This window comes from Pseudomonas ficuserectae, from assembly GCF_024584585.1.
Classification (GTDB): Bacteria; Pseudomonadota; Gammaproteobacteria; order Pseudomonadales; family Pseudomonadaceae; genus Aquipseudomonas; species Aquipseudomonas amygdali.
In genome coordinates this window covers 4,378,242-4,401,798 of record NZ_CP085684.1, presented here as the reverse complement: position 1 = coordinate 4,401,798, position 23,557 = coordinate 4,378,242, and the positions used below count along the sequence as shown (strand labels likewise).

Sequence of the window (23,557 nt, the reverse complement as noted above, 5' to 3'; positions counted from 1 at the left end):
TCATCAGTCAGGCTTATAGATAAGCCTGACTGGCATGTGTTCGGTCCGAATCGAATTATTCGGCTTTACCGGAAATACGCTGGCCCCACGCAATCGCGGTGTCGCGCAGTGCGGGTTCATCCATGCGAGTCAGCCGGCGAGCGTCGAGCAATTGCTTGCCGGCCACCCAGACATGACTCACGCAATCGCGGCCAGTGGCATATATAAGCTGCGACACCGGGTCGTAGATCGGTTGCTGGGCCAGGCCCGACAGGTCGAAAGCGACCATGTCTGCCGCCTTGCCGATCTCCAGCGAGCCGGTCTCGGCCTGAATACCCAGGGCGCGAGCGCCGTTCAGCGTCGCCATGCGCAGCGCACGGTGTGCATCCAGTGCCGTGGCCGAGCCGGCGACAGCCTTGGCCAGCAAGGCGGCGGTGCGGGTTTCGCCGAGCAGGTCCAGGTCATTGTTGCTGGCGGCACCGTCGGTGCCCACCGCAACATTAACTCCGGCCTGCCACAGCCGTTCGACCGGGCAGAAACCGCTGGCCAGTTTGAGATTGGATTCTGGGCAATGAATCACGCTGGTATTGCTTTCCACCAGCAGGGCCAGATCGTCGTCGCTGATCTGCGTCATGTGCACGGCCTGGAAGCGCGGGCCGAGCATGCCCAGGCGATTCAAGCGGGCGAGAGGGCGCTCCTGGCGCTGTTCGACAGCCTGTTCGACTTCGAACGCGGTCTCATGGACATGCATCTGGATCATGGCGTCCAGTTCATCGGCGATAACCCGTACCTTCTCCAGATTCTCGTCGCCCACGGTGTAGGGCGCATGCGGGCCAAAGGCGATCTTGATGCGTGGATGATGGGCGAGGTCGTTGAACTGCTCGATACCGTTGTGCAGTGCTTCATCCGTTGTGTGAGCCCCCGGAATCGGGAAATCCAGTACCGGAACGGTGATCTGCGCGCGCATGCCGCTGGCGTGGACGCGCTCGGCAGCCACCTTGGGGTAGAAATACATGTCCGAGAAGCAGGTGATGCCGCCCTTGAGCTGCTCGGCGATGGCCAGGTCGGTGCCATCGCGAACGAAGTCTTCGTTGACCCATTTGCCTTCGGCGGGCCAGATATGGTCCTGCAGCCAGGTCATCAGTGGCAGGTCATCGGCCAGCCCGCGAAACAGTGTCATGGCTGCATGACCGTGGGCGTTGATCAGGCCGGGGCTGAGCAGCATGCCGGGAAGCTCCTGCACCTGCACTGCGTTTTGCCTCAATGCCTCGGCCCGCGGCCCTATGTGGACGATACAGCCGTCGCGCACGCCGATACCGTGGTCCTTGAGCACCACGCCTGCGGGCTCGACCGGCACCAGCCAGGCGGGCAGGAGCAAAAGGTCGAGCGGTGCTGTAGCGTTCGGCATGAGAAGGTTTCCATCGTTTATTACGTTGATGGCGAAGTATACCCGAGCGTCTTCGCAGGCGGCTCGCTATAATCAGCGGCTTTTGATGCTGGGTTTCGGATGTTCAAGATGGAGTTGGCGATGCGCGATCGACTGTTGGCTGCAGAGAAAGTTAAGGCCATCGATTGGCGAGACGACGCTCTGTACCTGCTGGACCAGCGGGTACTGCCGTTCGAGGAAGTCTGGCACCGCTATACCACCGCCGAGGGAGTCGCCGAGGCGATTCGCACGATGGTCGTGCGCGGGGCACCGGCTATCGGTATCAGTGCCGCCTACGGTGCGGTGCTGGGCGCACGTGCGCGCATTGCCGAAGGCGAGGACTGGTATCCGGCGCTGGAAGAAGACATGCAGTTGCTGGCCGACTCACGCCCGACCGCCGTGAACCTGTTCTGGGCGCTGAACCGGATGCGTGATCGTCTGATGCGTGTGAAGGACGGTGACGATCCGCTCGTGGCCCTTGAGGCAGAAGCCGTGGCGATTCACTTGAGTGATCGCGAGGCCAATCTGACCATGGCGCAACTGGGCGCCGACCTGATCCGCAGGCATCAAGGCAACTTGCAGACGGTGCTCACCCACTGCAATACCGGAGCGCTGGCCACCGGTGGTTTCGGGACTGCGCTGGGCGTGATCCGCGCAGCGCATCTGGAAGGCATGATCGAGCGGGTCTATGCCGATGAAACCCGGCCCTGGCTGCAGGGTTCGCGGCTTACCGCCTGGGAGCTGGCCAATGAAGGCATCCCGGTCACCCTGAATGCAGACTCCGCCGCTGCGCACCTGATGCGTACCAAGGGCATTACCTGGGTCATCGTCGGGGCTGATCGCATCACCGCCAATGGCGATGTTGCGAACAAGATCGGCACCTATCAGCTTGCCGTAGCCGCGATGCACCACGGGGTGCGCTTCATGGTGGTGGCACCGAGTTCGACCATCGATATGGAGATGGCCAGCGGCGACGACATCATCATTGAAGAGCGCGACGGCCGTGAGCTGCTTGAAGTGGGCGGTCAGCGGGTCGGTGCACAGGTCGAGGCCTTCAATCCGGTGTTCGATGTGACACCGGCAGACCTGATCGATGCGATTGTGACCGAGAAGGGCATTGTCGAGCGTCCCGATACCGCCCGGATGGCGCAATTGATGAGCCGTAAACACCTTCACTGATGCGGTCGGGCTCGAGCCGTTGCCGCTGTGCAATGCGGCTGGGCGTGCCTGTAAGCGTTTCTCAGGCGTCTTGCACGCCGGTGGCTCGTTTTCAGCGCCTGCAAAGGATGTGAGCGCCTCGGCGATTGTGGTAATATCCGGCGGTTATCGGGGACACTGATTGTAGTCGCCCACGCTGCGTAGATTCATGGCATAACTCGTTGATTTGTCGTAAGTCGCTGCCCTGCACATGCTGGCAGCGGCGAGCTTCGTATACCCCGAATGGGTTTGCGAGGTTTCACCAGAAAAAGGAATCAGGCTTCTCATGGGCGAACTGGCCAAAGAAATCCTCCCGGTCAATATCGAAGACGAGCTGAAGCAGTCCTACCTCGACTACGCGATGAGCGTAATCGTCGGTCGAGCACTGCCCGATGCGCGCGACGGCTTGAAGCCCGTGCACCGGCGCGTGTTGTTCGCAATGAGCGAGCTGGGTAACGACTGGAACAAGCCGTACAAGAAATCCGCCCGTGTGGTTGGTGACGTGATCGGTAAGTATCACCCGCACGGCGATACGGCCGTGTACGACACCATCGTTCGTATGGCTCAGCCATTCTCGCTGCGCTACCTGCTGGTAGACGGTCAGGGTAACTTCGGTTCGGTCGATGGCGACAACGCTGCGGCCATGCGATACACCGAAGTACGCATGACCAAGCTGGCGCACGAGCTGCTGGCCGACCTGCACAAGGAAACCGTGGACTGGGTGCCGAATTACGACGGCACCGAAATGATCCCCGCGGTCATGCCGACCCGTATTCCCAACCTGCTGGTCAACGGTTCCAGCGGTATTGCCGTGGGCATGGCGACCAACATTCCGCCGCACAACCTTGGTGAAGTCATCGACGGTTGCCTGGCACTGATCGACAACCCCGAGTTGACGATCGATGAGCTGATGCAGTACATCCCCGGCCCGGATTTCCCGACAGCGGCGATCATCAACGGCCGTGCGGGTATCATCGAAGCCTATCGCACGGGTCGTGGACGCATTTACATGCGTGCCCGCTCCATCGTCGAAGACATCGACAAGGTCGGCGGACGTCAGCAGATCGTCATCACCGAACTGCCGTACCAGCTTAACAAGGCACGTCTGATCGAGAAGATCGCCGAGCTGGTCAAGGAAAAGAAACTCGAAGGCATTACCGAGCTGCGTGACGAGTCCGACAAGGACGGTATGCGCGTGGTCATCGAGCTGCGTCGTGGCGAAGTGCCAGAGGTTGTTCTCAACAACCTCTATGCCCAGACCCAGCTGCAAAGCGTTTTCGGTATCAACATCGTTGCCCTGATTGACGGTCGTCCACGCATCCTGAACCTCAAGGACCTGCTGGAAGCCTTTGTTCGTCACCGTCGCGAAGTGGTTACCCGCCGTACCGTATTCGAGCTGCGCAAGGCGCGTGAGCGTGGCCATATCCTTGAAGGTCAGGCTGTTGCGTTGTCCAACATCGACCCGGTCATCGCCCTCATCAAGGCCTCTCCGACACCTGCAGAAGCCAAGGAAGCGTTGATCAAGACGCCTTGGGAATCAAGCGCAGTTGTCGAAATGGTCGAGCGTGCAGGTGCCGATTCGTGCCGCCCTGAGAACCTGGACCCGCAATACGGTCTGCGTGAAGGCAAGTATTTCCTGTCACCGGAACAGGCTCAGGCCATTCTGGAACTGCGTCTGCATCGCCTGACCGGTCTGGAACACGAGAAGCTGCTGGGCGAGTATCAGGAAATCCTCAACCAGATCGGCGAGCTGATCCGCATCCTCAACAGCGCAACGCGCCTGATGGAAGTGATCCGCGAAGAGCTGGAAGTGATCCGCTCCGAGTACGGCGATGCCCGTCGTACCGAGATCCTCGATGCACGTCTGGACCTGACCCTGGGTGACCTGATCACCGAAGAAGAGCGTGTGGTCACCATCTCTCATGGCGGCTATGCCAAGACCCAGCCATTGGCGGTCTATCAGGCTCAGCGTCGTGGCGGCAAGGGCAAGTCGGCCACCGGCATCAAGGATGAGGATTACATTGCTCACCTGCTGGTCGCCAACAGCCACACGACACTGCTGATGTTCTCCAGCAAGGGCAAGGTGTACTGGCTCAAGACCTATGAGATCCCGGAAGCGTCCCGCGCTGCCCGTGGTCGTCCGTTGGTCAACCTGTTGCCGCTGAGCGACGGCGAATACATCACCACCATGCTGCCGGTTGACCTCGAAGCCATGCGCAAGCGTGCCGACGAAGAAGGCGAAGCCCTTGAAGGCGAGCTGGACGACGCTGAAAACAGCAGCGAGACCGAAGAAGAGCGCAAGGCCCGTATCAAGGCCGCCGACAAGAAGAAGGCTCCGTTCATCTTCATGTCCACCGCCAACGGTACCGTCAAGAAGACCCCGCTGGTTGCATTCAGTCGTCAACGCAGCTCGGGCCTCATTGCCCTTGAGCTGGACGAGGGCGACATCCTGATCTCCGCTGCCATTACCGATGGCGAACAGGAAATCATGCTGTTCTCCGATGGCGGCAAAGTGACCCGCTTCAAGGAATCCGATGTGCGCGCCATGGGGCGTACCGCTCGTGGCGTGCGTGGCATGCGTCTGCCAGAAGGGCAAAAGCTCATTTCGATGCTGATCCCGGAAGAAGGCAGCCAGATCCTCACCGCTTCCGAGCGCGGCTACGGCAAGCGTACGGCCATTTCCGAGTTCCCTGAGTACAAGCGCGGCGGTCAGGGTGTCATCGCCATGGTCAGCAACGAGCGTAACGGCCGTCTGGTTGGCGCAGTTCAGGTGCTTGATGGCGAAGAAATCATGCTGATTTCCGATCAGGGCACGCTGGTGCGTACCCGGGTGGGCGAAGTGTCCAGTCTCGGCCGTAACACTCAGGGCGTGACCCTGATCAAGCTGGCCAGCGACGAGAAACTGGTCGGTCTGGAGCGTGTTCAGGAGCCGTCGGAAGTCGAAGGCGAAGAGCTTGAAGGCGAAGAAGGTATCGACGGCGTGATTGTCGATGCCGCTGAAGCTGAAGTGGGCGACGCCGGTGAAGACCTGCAAGCGGACGCTGCGCCAGACGAAGACGAACCGCAGAACTGAGTTGTAACGTAAATCAGGTAAGGGCTGGCTCGTCTGTGAGTGCATCTGCATTCCAGGCAAGTCCAGCCCTTGCGACATTCGGCCAGCCCTGCAGCCGGATCAGAATTTCAGCAAGGAGCTGCCAGTCGCTGCGGCGTCTGTCTGCTCGTGGCAAGCAACCAGAAACAAGCGCGTACAGACCCAACGTATTTGACGAGAGTGGATATGAGCAAGCGAGCCTTTAACTTCTGCGCAGGTCCTGCTGCGCTTCCTGAAGCTGTTCTGCTGCGTGCCCAGGCGGAACTCCTCGACTGGCACGGCAAAGGCCTTTCCGTCATGGAAATGAGCCACCGCAGTGACGAGTTCGTCTCCATTGCCACCAAGGCCGAGCAGGATCTGCGTGACCTGCTGTCCATTCCTTCGAATTACAAGGTGCTGTTCCTGCAAGGCGGCGCGAGCCAGCAGTTCGCGCAGATTGCGCTGAACCTGCTGCCGGAAAACGGCAAGGCCGATTACATCGATACCGGCATCTGGTCGCAGAAGGCTATCGACGAGGCATCGCGCTACGGCACGGTCAACGTCGCCGCCAGCGCCAAACCTTACGACTACTTTGCCATTCCCGGTCAGAACGAATGGAAGCTGTCCAAGGATGCTGCCTACGTTCACTACGCGCCAAACGAAACCATTGGCGGTCTGGAATTCAACTGGATTCCTGAAACGGGCGACGTGCCGCTGGTGGCTGACATGTCTTCGGACATCCTCTCGCGTCCGGTGGATATCTCGCGTTTCGGCATGATCTACGCCGGTGCCCAGAAGAACATCGGCCCGAGCGGCATCGTGGTGGTGATCATTCGTGAAGACCTGCTGGGCCGCGCACGTTCGCTGTGCCCGACCATGCTCGACTACAAAGTCGCTGCCGACAATGGCTCGATGTACAACACGCCGCCGACTCTCGCCTGGTACCTGTCGGGGCTGGTCTTCGAATGGCTCAAGGAGCAGGGCGGTGTCGAGGCAATCGGCAGGCGCAACGATATCAAGCAGCGCACGCTGTATGACTTCATCGACGCCAGCGAGCTGTACAGCAACCCGATCAACAAGCCTGATCGTTCGTGGATGAACGTACCGTTCCGTCTGGCTGACGATCGCCTCGACAAGCCTTTCCTGGCAGGTGCTGATGCAAACGGCCTGCTCAACCTCAAAGGCCATCGCTCGGTGGGCGGCATGCGTGCGTCCATCTACAACGCTGTCGATATCAACGCGGTCAACGCGCTGGTGGCCTACATGAAAGATTTCGAGAAGGAGCACGGCTGATGTCCGAGCAAGAACTCAAGGCGCTTCGCGTCCGTATCGACAGCCTCGATGAGAAAGTTCTGGAGCTGATCAGCGAGCGTGCCCGCTGCGCCCAGGAAGTGGCCAGGGTCAAGATGTCCTCGCTGGCCGAAGGTGAAGTGCCTGTGTTCTACCGTCCGGAGCGTGAAGCTGCGGTGCTCAGGCGAGTCATGGACCGCAATCGCGGGCCGTTGAGCAATGAAGAAATGGCGCGTCTGTTCCGCGAAATCATGTCTTCCTGTCTCGCGCTTGAGCAGCCGCTCAAGGTCGCCTATCTCGGCCCTGAGGGTACATTTACCCAGGCCGCCGCGATGAAGCACTTCGGGCATGCAGTCATCAGTCTGCCGATGGCTGCGATTGACGAAGTGTTTCGTGAAGTGGTTGCCGGTGCCGTGAATTTTGGCGTGGTCCCGGTGGAAAACTCCACCGAAGGCGCGGTCAACCACACGCTCGACAGCTTTCTTGAGCACGACATGGTGATCTGTGGAGAAGTCGAGCTGCGTATCCACCACCATTTGCTGGTTGGCGAAAGCACCAAGACGCAAAGCATTTCGCGCATTTATTCCCACGCTCAGTCGCTGGCCCAGTGCCGCAAATGGCTGGATGCTCATTACCCGAATGTCGAACGTGTGGCCGTTGCCAGCAACGCCGAAGCCGCCAAGCGGGTCAAGGGCGAGTGGAATTCGGCGGCTATCGCTGGCGATATGGCGGCAGGCCTGTATGGTCTGACGCGTCTTGCGGAAAAGATCGAAGATCGCCCGGACAACTCCACGCGCTTCCTCATCATCGGCAACCAGGAAGTCCCGCCGACCGGCGATGACAAGACCTCGATCATTGTGTCGATGAGCAACAAGCCGGGTGCGCTGCACGAGCTGCTGGTGCCGTTTCACGAGAGCGGCCTGGACCTGACACGCATCGAAACCCGCCCGTCGCGCAGTGGCAAGTGGACTTATGTGTTTTTCATCGACTTTGTCGGCCATCACCAAGACCCGCTGGTCAAGGCCGTGCTGGAAAAAATCAGAAGTGAAGCCGTTGCCTTGAAGGTGCTGGGTTCCTACCCGAAAGCGGTTCTTTGAGGGCGTTGTGCATGATCCGTTTGTTTGTTGTCTTGTCGGGCTGTCAGGTGTGTTCGCGTGGTTGATGTGATTTCGGAACAACCGGCCCGGCCCTTGATCGGTCGTCTGGTGGTCGTGGGGCTTGGGCTGATCGGCGGCTCCTTTGCCAAGGGCGTGCGCGAAAGCGGCCTGTGTCGTGAAGTCGTCGGCGTCGATCTTGATCCGCAGTCGCGAAAGCTGGCTGTCGAACTGGGGGTAGTGGATCGCTGTGAGGCTGATCTTGCCGTGGCCTGTCATGGTGCCGACGTGATTCAGTTGGCGGTGCCGATTCTAGCTATGGAAAAGCTCCTCGCGCTGCTTGCGCCGCTGGATCTGGGTAACGCAATTCTCACCGATGTCGGCAGTGCCAAAGGCAATGTGGTCAGCGCTGCGCGCCAGGCATTCGGCCATATGCCGACACGTTTTGTGCCCGGGCATCCGATTGCCGGGTCCGAGCAGAGCGGCCTTGAAGCATCCAACGCGGCGCTGTTCAGGCGTCATAAAGTCATTCTGACTCCGCTGGCTGAGACCGATCCTCAAGCGGTGGCGATTGTCGACCGGTTGTGGTCTGTCTTGGGCGCCGATGTCGAGCACATGCAGGTCGAGCGTCACGATGAGGTGTTGGCTGCAACCAGCCATCTGCCGCATTTGCTGGCATTCGGTCTGGTCGACTCACTGGCCAAGCGTAATGAAAACCTGGACATATTCAGGTATGCCGCTGGCGGTTTCCGTGATTTCACGCGTATTGCAGGCAGCGATCCGACCATGTGGCACGACATCTTCATGGCCAATCGGCAGGCAGTACTGCGCACGCTGGACAGCTTTCGTACGGATCTCGATGCCTTGCGCGATGCGGTAGACGTTGGCGATGGCGCACAACTGAAGGATGTGTTCACCCGCGCTCGCGCAGCCAGGGAGCACTTCGGCAGAATTCTGGCCAGTCGTGCCCGGGTCGATACAGCGTCTGGCGACCATCGTGAGGTTCGCGGCGGGCCTGCGGATGGCGTGAGCCACCACATCAAAGGGCCGGTGGATGTCATGTCTGCGGTGCTGTTCATGGTGGCGACGTCGATCAGCGAAGGGTGCGACTTGCTGCTCGAGGACGTTCCGGTCAGTTCCCCTTGTGAGGGGGCGATCGATATCCTGCGCCTGATGGGCGGCGACATCGTGCTGCAAAATATCCGCAAACTGGCGAGCGGGACGCTCACAGACCTGCATGTCCGCTCCGCCCGGCTGAAAGGGGCTGATATTCCTGAAGCGCTGGTGCCATTGGCGATCAATACATTTCCGGTGCTGCTTGTTGCCGCAGCGTGTGCAGAAGGGCGTACCATTCTGCGCGGCGCACAGGCGCTGCAAGCCGACGAGTCAGAGTGCGTCAGGCTGATGGCCGATGGTCTGCTGGCTCTGGGTATCGAGGCCGAGCCTGTGCTGGATGGCATTATTATCGAAGGCGATGTGCCAGGTGGCGGCGAGGTTGATGCTCGCAGCGATCAGCGTATCGTCATGGCGTTTCGCGTTGCATCGTTGAGGGCTTCGGCGCCCATCCGTATTCAAGCGTGCGCGGATGCCGCCGCATCGTTTCCCCATTTTCTGGCGCTGTGCGCTCAAGTTGGCATGCGTGTAGCGCAAGAGGACAAAAAGTGAAAATCAAAGCTCCCGTTATCACCATCGACGGACCCAGCGGTTCCGGAAAGGGCACTGTAGCCGGATTGCTGGCCAGAAAACTCGGCTGGTGCCTGCTTGATTCCGGTGCGCTGTATCGTCTGCTGGCTTTTGCCGCGCGCAATCATGGCGTGGACCTGACCAATGAAGAAGCGCTCAAGCTTCTGGCCGCTCACCTGGATGTCCAGTTCGAAGCGACTGCGGCAGGGCAGGGGCAGCGCATCATTCTGGAAGGCGAGGATGTCACCCACGCCATTCGCAACGAGCAGGTAGGCAGTGGTGCGTCTCAGGTGGCTTCGCTGCCGGCGGTGCGCGACGCCTTGCTGTTGCGCCAGCGCGCTTTTCAGGAGGAGCCGGGCCTTGTTGCGGATGGTCGCGACATGGGCACCGTGGTGTTCCCGGATGCACCACTGAAGATATTCCTCACTGCCAGTGCCGAGGAGCGTGCGCGCAGGCGTTACTTGCAGTTGAAGGCCAAGGGCGATGATGTTAGTCTGTCGAGTCTGCTAGATGAGATATGTGCACGCGACGAGCGTGACACCCAGCGAGCGGTAGCCCCGCTGAAGCCGGCGCACGACGCCATACAGCTGGATTCCACTGAATTGTCCATCGAGCAGGTGCTGGAACGCATTCTGAGCGAAATCGCGCTTCGCGGTATCGCCGGATGACGAAGAAGCGTGTGGGAGACCAGTCATAGTCCCGCAGGCTTTCTTTTACTTGAACGAAACCCACGTTGTCTGGAGCGTGGCAGATGGGCGTATTCTTCGCCCTTGATCAACAGGAATTAAAATGAGCGAAAGCTTTGCAGAACTTTTTGAAGAAAGCCTAAAGACCCTCAACCTTCAGGCTGGTTCGATCATCACCGCTATCATCGTGGATATCGACTACCAGGCAGGTTGGGTTACGGTTCACGCCGGTCTGAAATCTGAAGGCCTCATCCCGCTGGAACAGTTCCACAACGACGCTGGCGAGCTGACCATCAAGATCGGCGATGAAGTTCACGTTGCGCTGGACGCGGTCGAAGATGGCTTTGGCGAAACCAAGCTGTCCCGCGAAAAAGCCAAGCGTGCCGAGTGCTGGATCGTTCTGGAAGCGGCTTTCGCAGCTGAAGAAGTGGTCAAGGGCGTTATCAACGGTAAGGTTAAAGGCGGCTTCACTGTCGACGTTAACGGCATCCGTGCGTTCCTGCCTGGTTCTCTGGTTGACGTCCGCCCTGTGCGTGACACGACTCATCTGGAAGGCAAAGAGCTCGAGTTCAAGGTCATCAAGCTGGACCAGAAGCGCAACAACGTTGTCGTTTCCCGTCGCAGTGTCCTGGAAGCCGAGAACAGTGCCGAGCGCGAAGCTCTGCTCGAGTCCCTGCAGGAAGGCCAACAGGTCAAGGGTATCGTCAAGAACCTCACCGATTACGGCGCATTCGTCGATCTGGGTGGCGTCGATGGCCTGCTGCACATCACCGACATGGCCTGGAAGCGCATCAAGCATCCATCGGAAATCGTCAACGTTGGCGATGAGATCGATGTAAAGGTCCTGAAGTACGATCGCGAGCGCAATCGTGTTTCCTTGGGTCTGAAGCAACTGGGTGAAGATCCATGGGTTGCTATCAAGGCTCGCTACCCGGAAAGCACCCGCGTTACCGCGCGTGTTACCAACCTGACCGACTACGGCTGCTTCGCAGAGCTGGAAGAAGGCGTGGAAGGCTTGGTACACGTTTCCGAAATGGACTGGACCAACAAGAACATCCACCCTTCGAAAGTCGTTCAGGTTGGCGACGAAGTGGAAGTCATGGTTCTGGACATCGACGAAGAGCGTCGTCGTATCTCCCTCGGCATCAAACAGTGCAAATCCAACCCATGGGAAGATTTCTCTGGCCAGTTCAACAAGGGCGATAAAATCTCCGGCACCATCAAGTCGATCACCGATTTCGGTATCTTCATTGGTCTGGACGGCGGCATCGACGGCTTGGTTCACCTGTCCGATATCTCTTGGAACGAAGTGGGCGAAGAAGCCGTACGTCGCTTCAAGAAGGGCGATGAGCTCGACACCGTGATCCTGTCTGTTGATCCTGAGCGTGAGCGCATCTCACTGGGTATCAAGCAGCTGGAAAGCGATCCGTTCTCCGAGTACGTCACTGTCAATGACAAGGGCGCTATCGTTCGCGGTATCGTTAAAGAAGTTGACGCCAAAGGCGCCATCATCACCCTGGCCGACGACATCGAAGCGACCCTCAAAGCCTCCGAAATCAGCCGTGACCGCGTTGAAGACGCGCGTAACGTTCTGAAAGAAGGCGAAGAGATCGAAGCCAAGATCATCAGCGTTGACCGCAAGAGCCGTGTAATCAGCTTGTCCATCAAGTCGAAAGACGTTGAAGACGAGAAAGAAGCCATTCAGAGCCTGCGTAGCAAGCCTGAAGTCGCTGAAAGCACTGGTCCTACCACCATTGGTGACCTGCTGCGCGCGCAAATGGAAAAACAGAACTAAGTTCTGCTTGACCACAAAAAGGACGACTTCGGTCGTCCTTTTTTATTTCTGCTGCTAAGGCCTCACAGGTCCTTGTTTCAGGAATGTCTGCACATGCACTGCCCTAGCTGCCAAATGTCTTCAGTGGCCTCTCAGGCCGTCTCTATTCTTCGAATGCTTCAGCTCCCTTCCGATACGTCTCGCCTGTAATGTGGGTGTAATCTTTTCATGCCTGGTAGACAGTGTTGAACATAAGTCAATAGATGGGCTGTTCAAATTCATCCGGTCATGCTAAAACCTTCCAAGCGCTGATCTAGCTGCTTGAAAAAGAAGGGAAAAATATGACGAAGTCGGAGTTGATCGAACGAATTGTCACCCATCAAGGGCTGCTCTCATCCAAGGATGTCGAGCTGGCCATCAAGACCATGCTTGAACAAATGTCCCAGTGCCTGGCGACCGGTGACCGAATTGAAATTCGGGGCTTTGGCAGCTTTTCGCTGCATTACCGTGCACCGCGAGTAGGGCGCAACCCGAAGACCGGTCAGTCGGTCAGCCTCGACGGCAAGTTTGTCCCGCATTTCAAGCCGGGCAAAGAGCTGCGGGATCGGGTCAATGAGGATGAAGAAGAGGGCTTTTGAAGCCATTCACCACAGGATCATCAGATGCGTATCTTCAAACGAGTCATTTTGATCGTCGCCGTGTTGCTTGCTGTTTTGGCAACAGCCGTGTTCGTTCTTGAAAACCGGCAATCTGTCGCGGTAACTTTTTTCGGCTGGTCAGCGCCTCAGCTTCCGTTGGCATTGCCTGTTGTCCTCGCTCTGCTGCTGGGCATGATTATCGGCCCAGTGCTGACATGGATAACCAGTCTTCGAAAAAAACGTGCGCCTTCCCCTCGCTCCGTCTGAGCATCACAGCAGCGCTGATCAGGCGTCGCCGCAGGCATTTCTGGCGACGTGATATGCGCATTCTCCACGCCCTTGCGCTCAATTGAATGCCATGCGGCGTTTTGAGGCTGGCGTGTAATTCATGTCTACAGTCGGTATTTTTCAAAAAAAGCCGACTTATAATTCTGTCAGTTTATTCTTATGTTTTGCCAGGAATAGTTACTTCGGTATGTAGGAATATTCTCTTTTTTAATTAAGGTGCCCATTCTAAAGGGGTATCCGGTTATCTTCTTTAGCAGCGTCTATTGCTGCTGTTCTGACGGCTTTGTGTCAAGTCTTGAAAATAAGCCTTTCACGTGCAGAATGCGCCGAAACTTACTGTTCAGATCCGATGCTGGATGTTGCAAACATCAAGTAAAGGCTGGCAAGAAAAGGTGACTGCATGTCTTATCCGGAAATTATTCATCATGGTGCTGTCGATACGGTAACGGGCTCATGCCATCAACTGTGTATGGATGCCTCGAGTAACCTGTTGATCGACTGCGGCTCGGTGCAGGAGCGCGGTGAGCGTGCCGCCTCGTTCGGGTTTGATCCCGAGACGATCAGGGCGCTGCTGGTCACCCATGTGCACAATGACCATGTCGGGCGTATCCCCGAGTTGCTGGCCTCTGGCTACAAGGGACCCATACTGTGCAGCGAGCCCAGTGCTCATCTGCTGCCACTGGTCATGGAAGATATTCTGAAGATCGAGTTTGCGCATGACCCCGAACAAATACAGCGCTACCTGGAGCTCATCAACAAGAGAATCATCGCGCTGCCATTCGATAACTGGTTCAGTCTGGTCGATCACGAAACATTGCACTGCCGGGTTCGTCTGCAGCGTGCCGGACATATACTCGGTTCTGCCTATATCGAGTGCGATCTGCATTACCCTGTGCAAGAGCGTTCCATGCGTGTGGTGTTCTCCGGTGATCTGGGGGCAAGTCATACACCGTTTCTGCCCGCCCCCAAGCCTCCGGAGCGCGCGGATGTTCTGATTCTGGAAAGGATCGCCTTCACGAGGATCGCAGCATTCGCCAGCAAGCACTTGAGCGGATCATTGACAAGGCACTCGAAGATAACGGCACCGTTCTGATACCTGCGTTCAGCATCGGCCGTACTCAGGAATTGCTCTACGAGCTGGAGGACATTCTGCGGCGCAAAATGCCGTTGAATCACTCTGTCGAAAACAGTGCGCTCCCGGCTGGAGGTGAGGTACCGCCTGCCGATTGGTCGAGATTGCCGATCATTCTTGACTCACCTCTGGCGAGCCGGTTCACGAAGGTTTATCAGGCATTCGAAGACTATTGGGATGAGGATGCCCGGCTAAGGCTTGACGCTGGCAGAAAGCCGCTGGGTTTCGAGCAGCTGATCACCGTCGATACGCATGAGGAGCACCTGCGTACCGTCAACTACCTGACCAGCACTGCGCGTCCGGCCATCGTGATTGCCGGCAACGGCATGTGCGCCGGCGGCAGAATTGTCAATTACCTGAAAGCCATGTTGGGCGATGCCAGGCATAACGTGGTGTTTGTCGGCTATCAGGGCAAGGGAACACCCGGTGCAGCCATTCAGATGCACGGTCCTTTGGGTGGCTATGTCGAACTCGACCGTGAACGCTTTGATATCCACGCAGGGGTTCATACTGCCAAAGGCTACTCCGCCCATGCGGATCAGGCAGGACTTGTCAGTTTCGTGACCGGCATGAAAGAGTGGCCTGCGCAGATTCGACTGGTGCATGGCGAGGCAACTGCGAAAAAGATGCTGGGGAATATTCTGGGTCGTAAATACTCGCTTGAAAAAAGAACCGTGGAACTGCTTATTCCTTGAGGGGCGAGCGCGCTAGTTACGGTTGGGGTGTAATTGAATTTTCAAGGTGTGCACCTGACCCGGTTTAGTGTAAATCACCTCTGGCCCACACTGAAGGCCGGTGGGCACTGATGCAGGGAGTTGATTCAGGTGCGTTGCCGAAAAGGGTTCTTACGCCAGCTGGAAAGTTATAAAATGAATTGAAGATATTTCAGTTGTCAAAAAGCGTCATATACGGAATATTTGGCTAATTTGGAAGGGCGTTCTTGCATGAGCGGTGATGTTGCATTGGTTGCAATAACAGGTGCGACAGGTTTCGTGGGCAGTGCGGTGGTGCGCCGATTGATCGAGCACACCGGTCATTCTGTTCGGGTCGCGGTGCGAGGGGCCTATAGCTGCTCTTCAGAACGCATCAATGTTGTCAGCGCAGAGTCTCTGGCCCCGGATAACCAATGGGCTGATCTTGTGACCGGGGCGCATGTGGTTATTCATTGTGCTGCCCGGGTCCATGTACTCAATGAGACTGCTGACGAGCCGGATCAGGAATACTTTCGCGCCAATGTCACTGCGACGCTGAATCTTGCCGAGCAAGCTGCAGCAGCGGGGGTCAGGCGCTTTATCTTCCTCAGCTCCATCAAGGCCAACGGCGAGTTCACCCATCCCGGTGCGCCGTTCAGAGCCGACGATCCCTGTAATCCACTGGACGCTTATGGCGTTTCCAAGCAGAAGGCCGAGGAGGGGCTACGCGAGCTTTCTGCCCGATCCGGTATGCAGGTTGTGATTATTCGTCCGGTTCTGGTCTACGGCCCGGGAGTCAAGGCCAACTTCAAGAGCATGATGCGCTGGCTCGACAAAGGGCTGCCGCTTCCGCTCGGGTCCATCAATAATCGTCGAAGCCTGGTGGCGGTGGATAATCTGGCTGATCTGGTCATGGTCTGCGTCGATCATCCTGCTGCAGGTGACCAGACATTTCTGGTCAGTGACGGGGAAGACCTGTCCACTACCCGACTTCTGCGTGAAATGGGCAAGGCCCTCGGAAAACCGGCACGCTTGCTGCCGGTGCCTGCAGGGCTGTTGAAAAGCGCTGCTGCATTGCTTGGCAAGAAAGCCTTTTCACAACGGTTATGCAGCTCGCTGCAGGTCGATATCAGTAAAACCTGTACGATGCTGGACTGGCATCCACCTGTGAGTATTGAACACGCCATGCAGGATACTGCTCGATATTATCTGGAACACGACAAACATGATTGAGTGGCTGTCAGTCATTGCTATTGCCTTTGTGTCTCTGCTTCTGACGGCGTTGCTGCGCAAGTATGCCCTCGCCAGAAGTTTGATCGACGTTCCAAATGCCCGCAGCTCACATTCCACACCTACACCCAGGGGCGGTGGCGTTTCTATCGTCGTTACCTTTGTCATGGCGATGGCAGTTCTGGCTTGGGCGGGGGATCTATCTGCATCGGCTCTTGCTGCAATCGTCGGCTCGGGAGGGCTGGTCGCCGTGATCGGTTTCATGGACGATCATGGGCACATCGCCGCACGATGGCGCCTGCTGGGGCATTTTTTTGCCGCTGCCTGGGCGTTGTTCTGGCTGGACGGGCTCGCTCCGGTTGACATCCTGGGGTGGACATTCACCCCTGGTGCAGTCGGCCAGGTACTCGCGGCGTTCTACCTGGTATGGATGTTGAATCTTTATAACTTCATGGACGGTATTGACGGGATCGCTGGTATCGAGGCAGTTACGGTGTGCCTGGGCATGAGCATCATTTATGCGCTCGGTGACTATGTCGGGCTGTCGTTGGAGGTGCTTTTGCTGGCTGCCGCCGTTGCCGGTTTCCTTTATTGGAATTTTCCGCCGGCGAAGATATTCATGGGCGATGCAGGCAGCGGATTTCTCGGAATAGTGCTCGGTGTGCTATCCATTCAGGGTTCCTGGGCCTCGCCTCAGTTACTCTGGTCCTGGCTGATTCTGCTGGGTGTGTTTATTGTCGACGCCACGGTAACGCTTGTCCGGCGTCTGTTGCGCAAGGAAAAGCTCTATGAGGCCCATCGCAGCCATGCTTATCAGTTCGCGTCACGTCATTACGGCAGGCATTCGCCGGTCACGCTCGCTGTGGGGCTGATCAATCTGGTCTGGTTGTTACCTATTGCGATGTGGGTGGCACTGGGCGATGGCGAAGGGCTGATATGGACGGTAATTGCGTACATCCCCCTTGTTTTTCTGGCGCTAAGGTTCCGCGCCGGTGAGGCGGAAATCAGGTAACGAAGCGGTTTTCTGGTTGTCTCAGGCTCGTAGCTGTTTCACAGATACTGGTATGAGGTGATGGTTCAGCCGGTATCATAACGGAGCATTAAACAATTGATGAGCAGGTTGCGGGCCAGTTTGCTGGCTCTACCACGCCGCAAAAAGCGAATAATTCAGGTCGCTGCTGACGTTCTTCTTGTCTGGCTCGCGCTGTGGATGTCGTTTGTCGTGCGCTTGGGAATTGATGAGTTGATCAATCCTCTGGAAAAACATACCTGGCTTTTCATCAGTGCGCCGCTGGCTGCTATCCCATTGTTCATTCGTTTTGGCATGTACCGCGCGGTGATGCGCTATTTCGGTAACGACGCCCTGATTGCGATCATCAAGGCCGTCACGATGTCCTCTCTGATCCTCGGTTGCATGGTCTACGTTTACAGCAATCACCAGCAATTGGTGCCGCGCTCGGTCATCTTCAACTACTGGTGGCTGAGCATGGTGATGATCGGCGGCCTGCGCCTGGCCATGCGGCAGTATTTTCTCGGCGACTGGTTCGCCGCAGCGCAACACGTACCCTTTGCCAAGAGTGACAACGGTCTGCAGAAGGTCGCCATTTACGGTGCTGGCGCGGCAGGAAACCAATTGGTTGCTGCCTTGCGCATGGGACGCCTTATGCATCCGGTGGCGTTCATTGACGATGACGAGTCGATTTCCAATCGGGTGATTTCCGGCCTTCAGGTCTACAAGCCCCGAAATATCCAGCGAATGATAGATTCCACTGGAGCTCAGGAAATCCTGTTGGCGATCCCGTCTTCATCGCGCGGGCGTCGCCGGGAAATTCTGGGCTTTCTGGAAGGCTTTCCGCTCCACGTACGAAGCGTTCCCGGCTTCATGGACCTTGCCGCCGGCAGGGTCAAGGTAGACGATCTTCAGGAAGTCGATATCGCGGACCTTCTGGGTCGCGATGCAGTTCCGGCCCGAGACAACCTGCTTGAGCACTGCATAAAGGGCAAAACGGTGCTGGTAACCGGCGCAGGCGGCTCGATCGGCTCAGAGTTGTGCCGACAGATATTACTGTTGCAGCCCACCCAGTTGCTGTTGCTCGACCACAGCGAGTTCAACCTCTACAGCATTCTTACCGAGCTTGAGCAGCGAGCGGCTCGCGAGTCTCTCTCGGTCAAGTTGCTGCCCATACTCGGGTCGGTACGCAATCACCCCAAGCTGCTGTCGATCATGAAAACCTGGAAGGTCGACACGGTCTATCACGCTGCAGCCTACAAGCATGTCCCTATGGTCGAGCACAATATTGCCGAGGGAGTCATCAATAACGTCGTCGGTACGCTCAATACCGCACAGGCGGCGTTGCAGGCGGGTGTTTCCAACTTCGTTCTGATTTCCACCGACAAGGCAGTGCGCCCGACCAACGTGATGGGCAGCACCAAGCGCCTTGCCGAACTGATACTGCAGGCGCTGAGTCGCGAGACCGCGCCGGTGATATTCGGTGACAAGGCCAACGTTTATCAGGTCAACAAGACGCGCTTCACAATGGTTCGTTTCGGCAATGTGCTCGGGTCGTCCGGTTCGGTTATTCCGCTGTTTCACAAGCAGATCCAGTCAGGCGGACCGTTGACGGTGACGCATCCCAAGATCACCCGTTACTTCATGACCATCCCCGAGGCCGCGCAGCTGGTCATTCAGGCGGGTTCCATGGGGCATGGTGGGGATGTGTTCGTTCTGGACATGGGCGAGCCGGTCAAGATTGTCGAACTGGCCGAGAAAATGATCCACCTGTCCGGTCTGTCCATTCGCTCCGAGAAAAACCCGCAGGGAGATATCTCCATCGAATTCACCGGGCTGCGTCCTGGTGAAAAGCTCTATGAAGAGCTGTTGATCGGGGACAACGTCGTTGCCACCGAGCACCCGATGATCATGAGTGCGAATGAAGATTTCCTGCAGTGGGATGTCTTGAAGGGCCGTCTTGTAAAACTGCTGGATGCGGTGGACCGCGACGATTACAACAGCGTGCGTCAATTGCTGCGAGAAACCGTAAACGGGTATGCGCCGGAAGGTGAAATCGTTGACTGGATGTATCAGGAGCGCAGCGGCGAACCGTGATTTGATCAACGATTACCGAGGGCCCGGCAACGGCAGACATACGTTGATTGATCTGGACATAGACAGCAACGCTCGACTTCTTTTCCAGTCGGCAGCAGTGCTCTAAGTTTCAGGCACAGCATGTGAAATGCTGCCTTTAACTGTTATGGAGCCTTATCTATGCGAACCCGTATCTTCAGTGCTTTGATCTTTGCCTTGCTTACCAGTGCCTCGGTTGCGGTCAACGCCACTGCGGCACCGTCTTCCTCCGCCGTGTCGCCCGCCACCATGGAAAACGCAGCGCCCGCTGCCGTTCGCGAGCAACGTAACGATAAGGTCAATCTCAATACCGCTGATGCGCAAATGCTTCAGAAAGAACTGGCGGGTATAGGAAAAAACAAGGCCGATGCCATCGTTGCTTATCGGGACGCCAATGGCGAGTTTACCTCCGTCGATGAATTGATCGAAGTAAAGGGCATTGGCAAGGCTATTCTGGAGAGGAATCGCGAGAAGCTGGCAATTGATTAACCCTTGCCCTATCCACTAAACAGACAGGCCGATCAATGATCGGCCTGTCTGTTTATGCACGCTTTATCGAGACCGGATCTTGATAACGTTCTGCTTTCGATAAGTCAGTTGGCGCTCTTCTTTATCTCCTGTTTGAGATAGTCCCGGGTCGTGTCCAGAATGCGCTGCGACAATTCTTCGTTAAAAGCACCGCGGGCGAGTACCACGCCGCCTACCAGTGTAGACAGTACTGGCAGGCTCTTGGATTCAGTACCCGTCTGCGACAGAGACTGATCGAACAGTTCCAGCAAGTGAAGAATGATTTTATCCGTCGTCGCGCTGGGCTGGTCGCGCTGACCCAGTTCCAGGCACATGGTCGGTAGCGGACAGCCGCCGTCTGGTGGATCGCGACTGTCCAAAGAGAGGTAGAGATCAATGAATTCACTGAGCGAGTCCTGTCTGGCGAAAACGTCGCTGGTGATTCCTTTTACATTGTCGAGGGCGTGACTCAATGCCTGTTCAACAAGATCATCCTTGGATTTGAAATGCGCGTAGAAACCGCCATGGGTCAAGCCTAGTGCCTTCATCAAAGGTTGTAAGCCCGTAGCACCAATGCCGTCGCGACGAAAGCGCATGGACGCTTCCTTGACGATACGTTGGTGGGTTTGGGCCTTATGATCGAGCGCGTAACGCATGCGCTGAGTCTCCAGAGATGGGCCAATGTGTAACAGCATTTATACATGGATAGATGAATCGATGCAGCAGGCTTTCAATCGTGATGAGAACTTGTACCGGAATCAAGTGAAAGAACGCCTGTCTGCTTATCCAGCTAATGAGTGAGGCTGGCTGAAAAACGCAAACTGTTCCCGCGCAGAATGCAGGCCCTCGTTGCTTGAATGAGCGCGCTGCCCTGTAAAACCACGACGTCGTCGACAAGAGGTCGATCATTCGCCAGCCCTTTGTGCAGAAGGCGTGCACGGGTTTGCCTGCCTACAGTCCGGAAATTGTTGTCCTACAAGCCTTTGACTTCTGGCGTCAATCCCGGAGAATCTCGCCCGCTGTTTTCGAGGGGAGCGCTGAACTGCCGGCTTTTTCGACGCGCTGCCCTTTTTGATAAACCGGCCACGGAGAGTCGACCGGATGAATGATCAGGCTAACGGCGTCGTAGAACGCCTGGATGTAGCTCCCGAGAGCATCGCCTCTTGGAACCGTAATGACACCACCTGGATGCTCGGACTGTTCGGTACTGCTATTGGCGCAGGTACGCTGTTCCTGCCCATCAATGCAGGCATCGGTGGTTTTTGGCCACTGATGGCGCTGGCGCTGCTGGCGTTTCCCATGACGTTCTATGCTCACCGCGGGCTGACCCGTTTCGTATTGTCCGGGCGTGAAGGGGCCGATATCACTGAAGTGGTCGAGCAGCATTTCGGAAAAAGCGCCGGCGCGATGATCACCTTGCTGTATTTTTTTGCGATCTTTCCGATCCTGCTGATCTACAGCGTGGCCCTCACCAATACCGTGGGCAGTTTTCTTGAGCATCAGTTGCACATAGCGCCGCCGCCACGCGCAGCGCTGGCGTTCGTGCTGATCATGGGCCTGCTGGCCGTGGTGCGTTGTGGCGAGCGGATCATCGTCAAGGCCATGAGCCTGATGGTTTACCCGTTCATCGTCGCACTGCTGTTTCTGGCGGTATTCCTGATTCCGCACTGGACCGGTGGCATCCTGAGTACCGCGACCACCTTTCCCGAGCCTTCAGCGTTCCTGCCTACCCTGTGGCTGGCCATTCCGGTAATGGTATTTTCGTTCAACCATACGCCGATCATCTCGGCGTTTGCCGTTGATCAAAAACGTCAGTATGGAGAAAACGCCGAGGTACGCAGTTCGCAGATACTGGCCCGCGCTCACGGTTTGATGGTGGTGATGGTGCTGTTTTTCGTGTTCAGCTGCGTATTGACGCTGTCGCCAGCCCAATTGGCTGAGGCCAAAGCACAGAACATTTCGATCCTCTCCTACCTGGCCAACCACTTCAACAACCCGACCATCGCCTTCGTGGCGCCGCTGATTGCGTTCGTGGCTATTTCCAAGTCGTTTCTCGGCCACTACATCGGTGCAAGCGAGGGCCTGAAAGGGCTGGTTCTGAAAACCGGGCGTCGTCCTGCACCAAAGGCTCTGGATCGTCTGACAGCAGTCTTCATGCTGGTGGTGTGCTGGCTGGTCGCAACGCTGAACCCGAGCATTCTGGGCATGATCGAGACCCTGGGCGGGCCGGTGATTTCAGCTCTGCTGTTCCTGATGCCGATGTACGCTATCTACAAGGTGCCAGCCATGCGCAAATATGCAGGTGCATGGTCGAACTACTTTGTGGTGGCCGCCGGTGTGGTGGCGATCTCTGCACTGATCTTTTCGCTGACACGCTGAACCCGGCAGACATGACCCAGAAAGCTGCGCCGATATACCGGCGCAGCCTTTGGCCAGGCTCTGCAATCAGGGTCAATCCACAGGTTCGGGATACAACGGCCTGGACAAATGCATGATGCTGGCATAGTCATAGACGTACTGACGTCCCGCATGGCTGGTGGAACGCAGTTGGTCGATCAGCTGTCGCTCTTTCTTGTTCAGGTATCTCAACGCCGGATCTTGACTGGACTTCAGGCGATCACGTTCATGGGCGTCAGGGAAAGCGATGACGTTCGTCATGAAAAATCTCCTTGGGTTTTAGTCCTTGTTTGCTTTGATGTTGCCCCGGTTGCGGTGATGATGGCGACGCTTCACCTTACCCACAAAAACTTGGTGCAATCAACCCTGCAGATGCCGGGTGTGTCACATCGTTTGTGTGATCTCGTAGGATTGTCCGCTGCCGTTGATGACAATCTGTACGGCATCGTCTTCGAATTTTCCCAGCAAGCTCTGCCCCAGCGGTGCCTTGGCAGTGATGACCGTGACCAGTTGTTCACCTGCGCTGACCTTCAGGCCAGCAGCATCAGGGCCGAGAAACAGGTATTGCGTCTGACCGCCCAAGGCTTCGACAGCGACCAGATCACCGGTCTGAATGCCGCGTGATTCATCGAATGGCTTGAGCGACCATTTCCGATACGCCGCCAGCGACTGGCGAATCTCCTCGACACGCCGTGCCTGGCCTGCTGCCAGATACGATGCTTCCAGCCCCAGCGTGTCGTATTTGTTCTCGGCAATATTCTCTTCGTGGGTTGCCGTTTCGTAGGCGGTCTGTGCCGCCCGTTGCGCGATGTCCAGATCGATTTCCAGCTTGTCGATGATCGATTGCAGCACGTCCTGCTTGTTCATGGTTTATCCGCAGTACTGATTGATGCTGGCGCGACTTTTTTCGCTCGGCGCAGTGCGGTCCTGCTGTATCCAGAAATCACACTTGGAACGGTTGAAGGTGCGCTGTTGTTGTTCCTGAGCCTGTTCACGGGCCTGACGGGCCTCGCTTTCACGCAGGCTTTGCTCGTATTTGCGGAACATTTCAGTCTCCGGGCCAGACGGCGCGGCAGTTTTTTGCGCAGGCGGGGCGGTGAGCTGGGCGGCGGCGTTTTCCAACGCCTGGGTTTGCGCCGGGGGCAGGCTCTTGTAATACAGCAGAGCGGTCAGGAACACCGCCATTGCGCCCAGCCAGATACCCAGCGCAATGCAGACAATCAATTTCAACGACACATACAGGTCGCGACGGCGGGTAGTGGATGACATGGCTGAACTCCTTGCAGGGCAACAGATGCGATTGTGCCATGCCTGATGGCCGGGCATGAAAACTGTGCTGTCCAGTGGCAT

General features: G+C 57.1%; 19 protein-coding genes and 1 pseudogene. 15 read left to right on the top strand and 5 right to left on the bottom strand.

The annotated features are described in order from the left end of the window. Positions 1 to 55 precede the first annotated feature (55 nt). Positions 56 to 1,387 carry a TRZ/ATZ family hydrolase gene (locus tag LJU29_RS19400; RefSeq protein WP_257111075.1) on the bottom strand — a complete coding sequence of 444 codons (1,332 nt, stop codon included), beginning with the start codon at positions 1,385 to 1,387 and terminating at the stop codon, positions 56 to 58. A 120-nt stretch (positions 1,388 to 1,507) separates the two neighbouring features. On the opposite strand from LJU29_RS19400, the gene mtnA reads away from it, so the two are divergent. The 14 genes and pseudogenes from mtnA to LJU29_RS19330 all read left to right on the top strand — a co-directional run bounded on the left by mtnA (position 1,508) and on the right by LJU29_RS19330 (position 19,792). Continuing rightward, entirely contained in the window at positions 1,508 to 2,584 is a 1,077-nt protein-coding gene (mtnA, locus tag LJU29_RS19395) for an S-methyl-5-thioribose-1-phosphate isomerase (RefSeq protein WP_005731285.1), read from the top strand. 304 nt (positions 2,585 to 2,888) lie between these two features. Next, positions 2,889 to 5,675, top strand: coding sequence for a DNA gyrase subunit A (gene gyrA / locus LJU29_RS19390; protein ID WP_257111074.1), 2,787 nt, complete (start codon positions 2,889 to 2,891; stop codon positions 5,673 to 5,675). A 204-nt stretch (positions 5,676 to 5,879) separates the two neighbouring features. Continuing rightward, complete coding sequence (gene serC / locus LJU29_RS19385) at positions 5,880 to 6,965, top strand: 3-phosphoserine/phosphohydroxythreonine transaminase (RefSeq protein WP_054995393.1); 1,086 nt, start codon at positions 5,880 to 5,882, stop codon at positions 6,963 to 6,965. Further along, on the top strand, positions 6,965 to 8,059 hold the full coding sequence (gene pheA / locus LJU29_RS19380) for a prephenate dehydratase (RefSeq protein WP_005755158.1): 1,095 nt from the start codon (positions 6,965 to 6,967) through the stop codon (positions 8,057 to 8,059). Before serC ends, pheA begins: the two co-directional genes overlap by 1 nt. 57 nt (positions 8,060 to 8,116) lie before the next feature. Then, the gene (locus tag LJU29_RS19375; protein ID WP_257111073.1) at positions 8,117 to 9,721 is read left to right on the top strand and encodes a prephenate dehydrogenase/arogenate dehydrogenase family protein; all 1,605 of its coding nucleotides are present in this window, start codon (positions 8,117 to 8,119) and stop codon (positions 9,719 to 9,721) included. Further along, the gene (gene cmk / locus LJU29_RS19370) at positions 9,718 to 10,407 is read left to right on the top strand and encodes a (d)CMP kinase (protein ID WP_002554563.1); all 690 of its coding nucleotides are present in this window, start codon (positions 9,718 to 9,720) and stop codon (positions 10,405 to 10,407) included. Before LJU29_RS19375 ends, cmk begins: the two co-directional genes overlap by 4 nt. Positions 10,408 to 10,528: 121 nt before the next feature. Further along, the gene (gene rpsA / locus LJU29_RS19365) at positions 10,529 to 12,220 is read left to right on the top strand and encodes a 30S ribosomal protein S1 (protein ID WP_002554562.1); all 1,692 of its coding nucleotides are present in this window, start codon (positions 10,529 to 10,531) and stop codon (positions 12,218 to 12,220) included. A gap of 320 nt (positions 12,221 to 12,540) precedes the next feature. Further along, a complete protein-coding gene (gene ihfB, locus LJU29_RS19360) occupies positions 12,541 to 12,837 on the top strand; it encodes an integration host factor subunit beta (protein WP_002554561.1) in 297 nt (98 codons plus the stop codon). 24 nt (positions 12,838 to 12,861) lie between these two features. Further along, positions 12,862 to 13,104, top strand: coding sequence for a lipopolysaccharide assembly protein LapA domain-containing protein (locus LJU29_RS19355; RefSeq protein WP_004657309.1), 243 nt, complete (start codon positions 12,862 to 12,864; stop codon positions 13,102 to 13,104). Between the two features lie 421 nt (positions 13,105 to 13,525). After that, positions 13,526 to 14,952: pseudogene (locus LJU29_RS19350) on the top strand (MBL fold metallo-hydrolase). 249 nt (positions 14,953 to 15,201) lie between these two features. Continuing rightward, positions 15,202 to 16,182: a UDP-glucose 4-epimerase family protein gene (locus tag LJU29_RS19345; protein ID WP_122322810.1), complete on the top strand. Its 981-nt coding sequence runs from the start codon at positions 15,202 to 15,204 to the stop codon at positions 16,180 to 16,182. Beyond that, the gene (locus LJU29_RS19340) at positions 16,175 to 17,191 is read left to right on the top strand and encodes an MraY family glycosyltransferase (RefSeq protein WP_054995387.1); all 1,017 of its coding nucleotides are present in this window, start codon (positions 16,175 to 16,177) and stop codon (positions 17,189 to 17,191) included. The genes LJU29_RS19345 and LJU29_RS19340 overlap by 8 nt, the downstream gene beginning before the upstream one ends. Positions 17,192 to 17,290: 99 nt before the next feature. Then, positions 17,291 to 19,285 carry a polysaccharide biosynthesis protein gene (locus LJU29_RS19335; protein WP_004665954.1) on the top strand — a complete coding sequence of 665 codons (1,995 nt, stop codon included), beginning with the start codon at positions 17,291 to 17,293 and terminating at the stop codon, positions 19,283 to 19,285. A 159-nt stretch (positions 19,286 to 19,444) separates the two neighbouring features. Further along, complete coding sequence (locus LJU29_RS19330) at positions 19,445 to 19,792, top strand: ComEA family DNA-binding protein (RefSeq protein WP_257111072.1); 348 nt, start codon at positions 19,445 to 19,447, stop codon at positions 19,790 to 19,792. A gap of 104 nt (positions 19,793 to 19,896) precedes the next feature. On the opposite strand, the gene LJU29_RS19325 is transcribed toward LJU29_RS19330, so the two are convergent. Beyond that, complete coding sequence (locus LJU29_RS19325; RefSeq protein ID WP_057452632.1) at positions 19,897 to 20,466, bottom strand: TetR/AcrR family transcriptional regulator; 570 nt, start codon at positions 20,464 to 20,466, stop codon at positions 19,897 to 19,899. Positions 20,467 to 20,911: 445 nt separating this feature from the next. On the opposite strand from LJU29_RS19325, the gene LJU29_RS19320 reads away from it, so the two are divergent. Then, positions 20,912 to 22,189, top strand: coding sequence for an aromatic amino acid transport family protein (locus LJU29_RS19320; protein WP_005782569.1), 1,278 nt, complete (start codon positions 20,912 to 20,914; stop codon positions 22,187 to 22,189). A 72-nt stretch (positions 22,190 to 22,261) separates the two neighbouring features. Here the strand turns inward: LJU29_RS19320 and LJU29_RS19315 are convergent, their stop codons facing one another. The 3 genes from LJU29_RS19315 to LJU29_RS19305 form a co-directional block, all read right to left on the bottom strand. Then, on the bottom strand, positions 22,262 to 22,468 hold the full coding sequence (locus tag LJU29_RS19315) for a hypothetical protein (RefSeq protein ID WP_002554553.1): 207 nt from the start codon (positions 22,466 to 22,468) through the stop codon (positions 22,262 to 22,264). 123 nt (positions 22,469 to 22,591) lie between these two features. Continuing rightward, positions 22,592 to 23,074 (bottom strand): GreA/GreB family elongation factor, encoded by a 483-nt coding sequence (locus tag LJU29_RS19310; RefSeq protein WP_004657333.1) that lies wholly within the window; start codon positions 23,072 to 23,074, stop codon positions 22,592 to 22,594. A gap of 3 nt (positions 23,075 to 23,077) precedes the next feature. Then, a complete protein-coding gene (locus tag LJU29_RS19305) occupies positions 23,078 to 23,476 on the bottom strand; it encodes a hypothetical protein (protein WP_004667822.1) in 399 nt (132 codons plus the stop codon). Positions 23,477 to 23,557 lie beyond the last annotated feature (81 nt).

Bases quoted from the DNA above. Each gene is read 5' to 3' on its own strand.
- LJU29_RS19400 (WP_257111075.1), bottom strand. From the start codon at position 1,387: ATGCCGAACGCTACAGCACCGCTCGACCTTTTGCTCCTGCCCGCCTGG.
- mtnA (WP_005731285.1), top strand. From the start codon at position 1,508: ATGCGCGATCGACTGTTGGCTGCAGAGAAAGTTAAGGCCATCGATTGG.
- gyrA (WP_257111074.1), top strand. From the start codon at position 2,889: ATGGGCGAACTGGCCAAAGAAATCCTCCCGGTCAATATCGAAGACGAG.
- serC (WP_054995393.1), top strand. From the start codon at position 5,880: ATGAGCAAGCGAGCCTTTAACTTCTGCGCAGGTCCTGCTGCGCTTCCT.
- pheA (WP_005755158.1), top strand. From the start codon at position 6,965: ATGTCCGAGCAAGAACTCAAGGCGCTTCGCGTCCGTATCGACAGCCTC.
- rpsA (WP_002554562.1), top strand. From the start codon at position 10,529: ATGAGCGAAAGCTTTGCAGAACTTTTTGAAGAAAGCCTAAAGACCCTC.
- ihfB (WP_002554561.1), top strand. From the start codon at position 12,541: ATGACGAAGTCGGAGTTGATCGAACGAATTGTCACCCATCAAGGGCTG.
- LJU29_RS19355 (WP_004657309.1), top strand. From the start codon at position 12,862: ATGCGTATCTTCAAACGAGTCATTTTGATCGTCGCCGTGTTGCTTGCT.
- LJU29_RS19345 (WP_122322810.1), top strand. From the start codon at position 15,202: ATGAGCGGTGATGTTGCATTGGTTGCAATAACAGGTGCGACAGGTTTC.
- LJU29_RS19340 (WP_054995387.1), top strand. From the start codon at position 16,175: ATGATTGAGTGGCTGTCAGTCATTGCTATTGCCTTTGTGTCTCTGCTT.
- LJU29_RS19335 (WP_004665954.1), top strand. From the start codon at position 17,291: ATGAGCAGGTTGCGGGCCAGTTTGCTGGCTCTACCACGCCGCAAAAAG.
- LJU29_RS19330 (WP_257111072.1), top strand. From the start codon at position 19,445: ATGCGAACCCGTATCTTCAGTGCTTTGATCTTTGCCTTGCTTACCAGT.
- LJU29_RS19325 (WP_057452632.1), bottom strand. From the start codon at position 20,466: ATGCGTTACGCGCTCGATCATAAGGCCCAAACCCACCAACGTATCGTC.
- LJU29_RS19320 (WP_005782569.1), top strand. From the start codon at position 20,912: ATGAATGATCAGGCTAACGGCGTCGTAGAACGCCTGGATGTAGCTCCC.
- LJU29_RS19315 (WP_002554553.1), bottom strand. From the start codon at position 22,468: ATGACGAACGTCATCGCTTTCCCTGACGCCCATGAACGTGATCGCCTG.
- LJU29_RS19310 (WP_004657333.1), bottom strand. From the start codon at position 23,074: ATGAACAAGCAGGACGTGCTGCAATCGATCATCGACAAGCTGGAAATC.
- LJU29_RS19305 (WP_004667822.1), bottom strand. From the start codon at position 23,476: ATGTCATCCACTACCCGCCGTCGCGACCTGTATGTGTCGTTGAAATTG.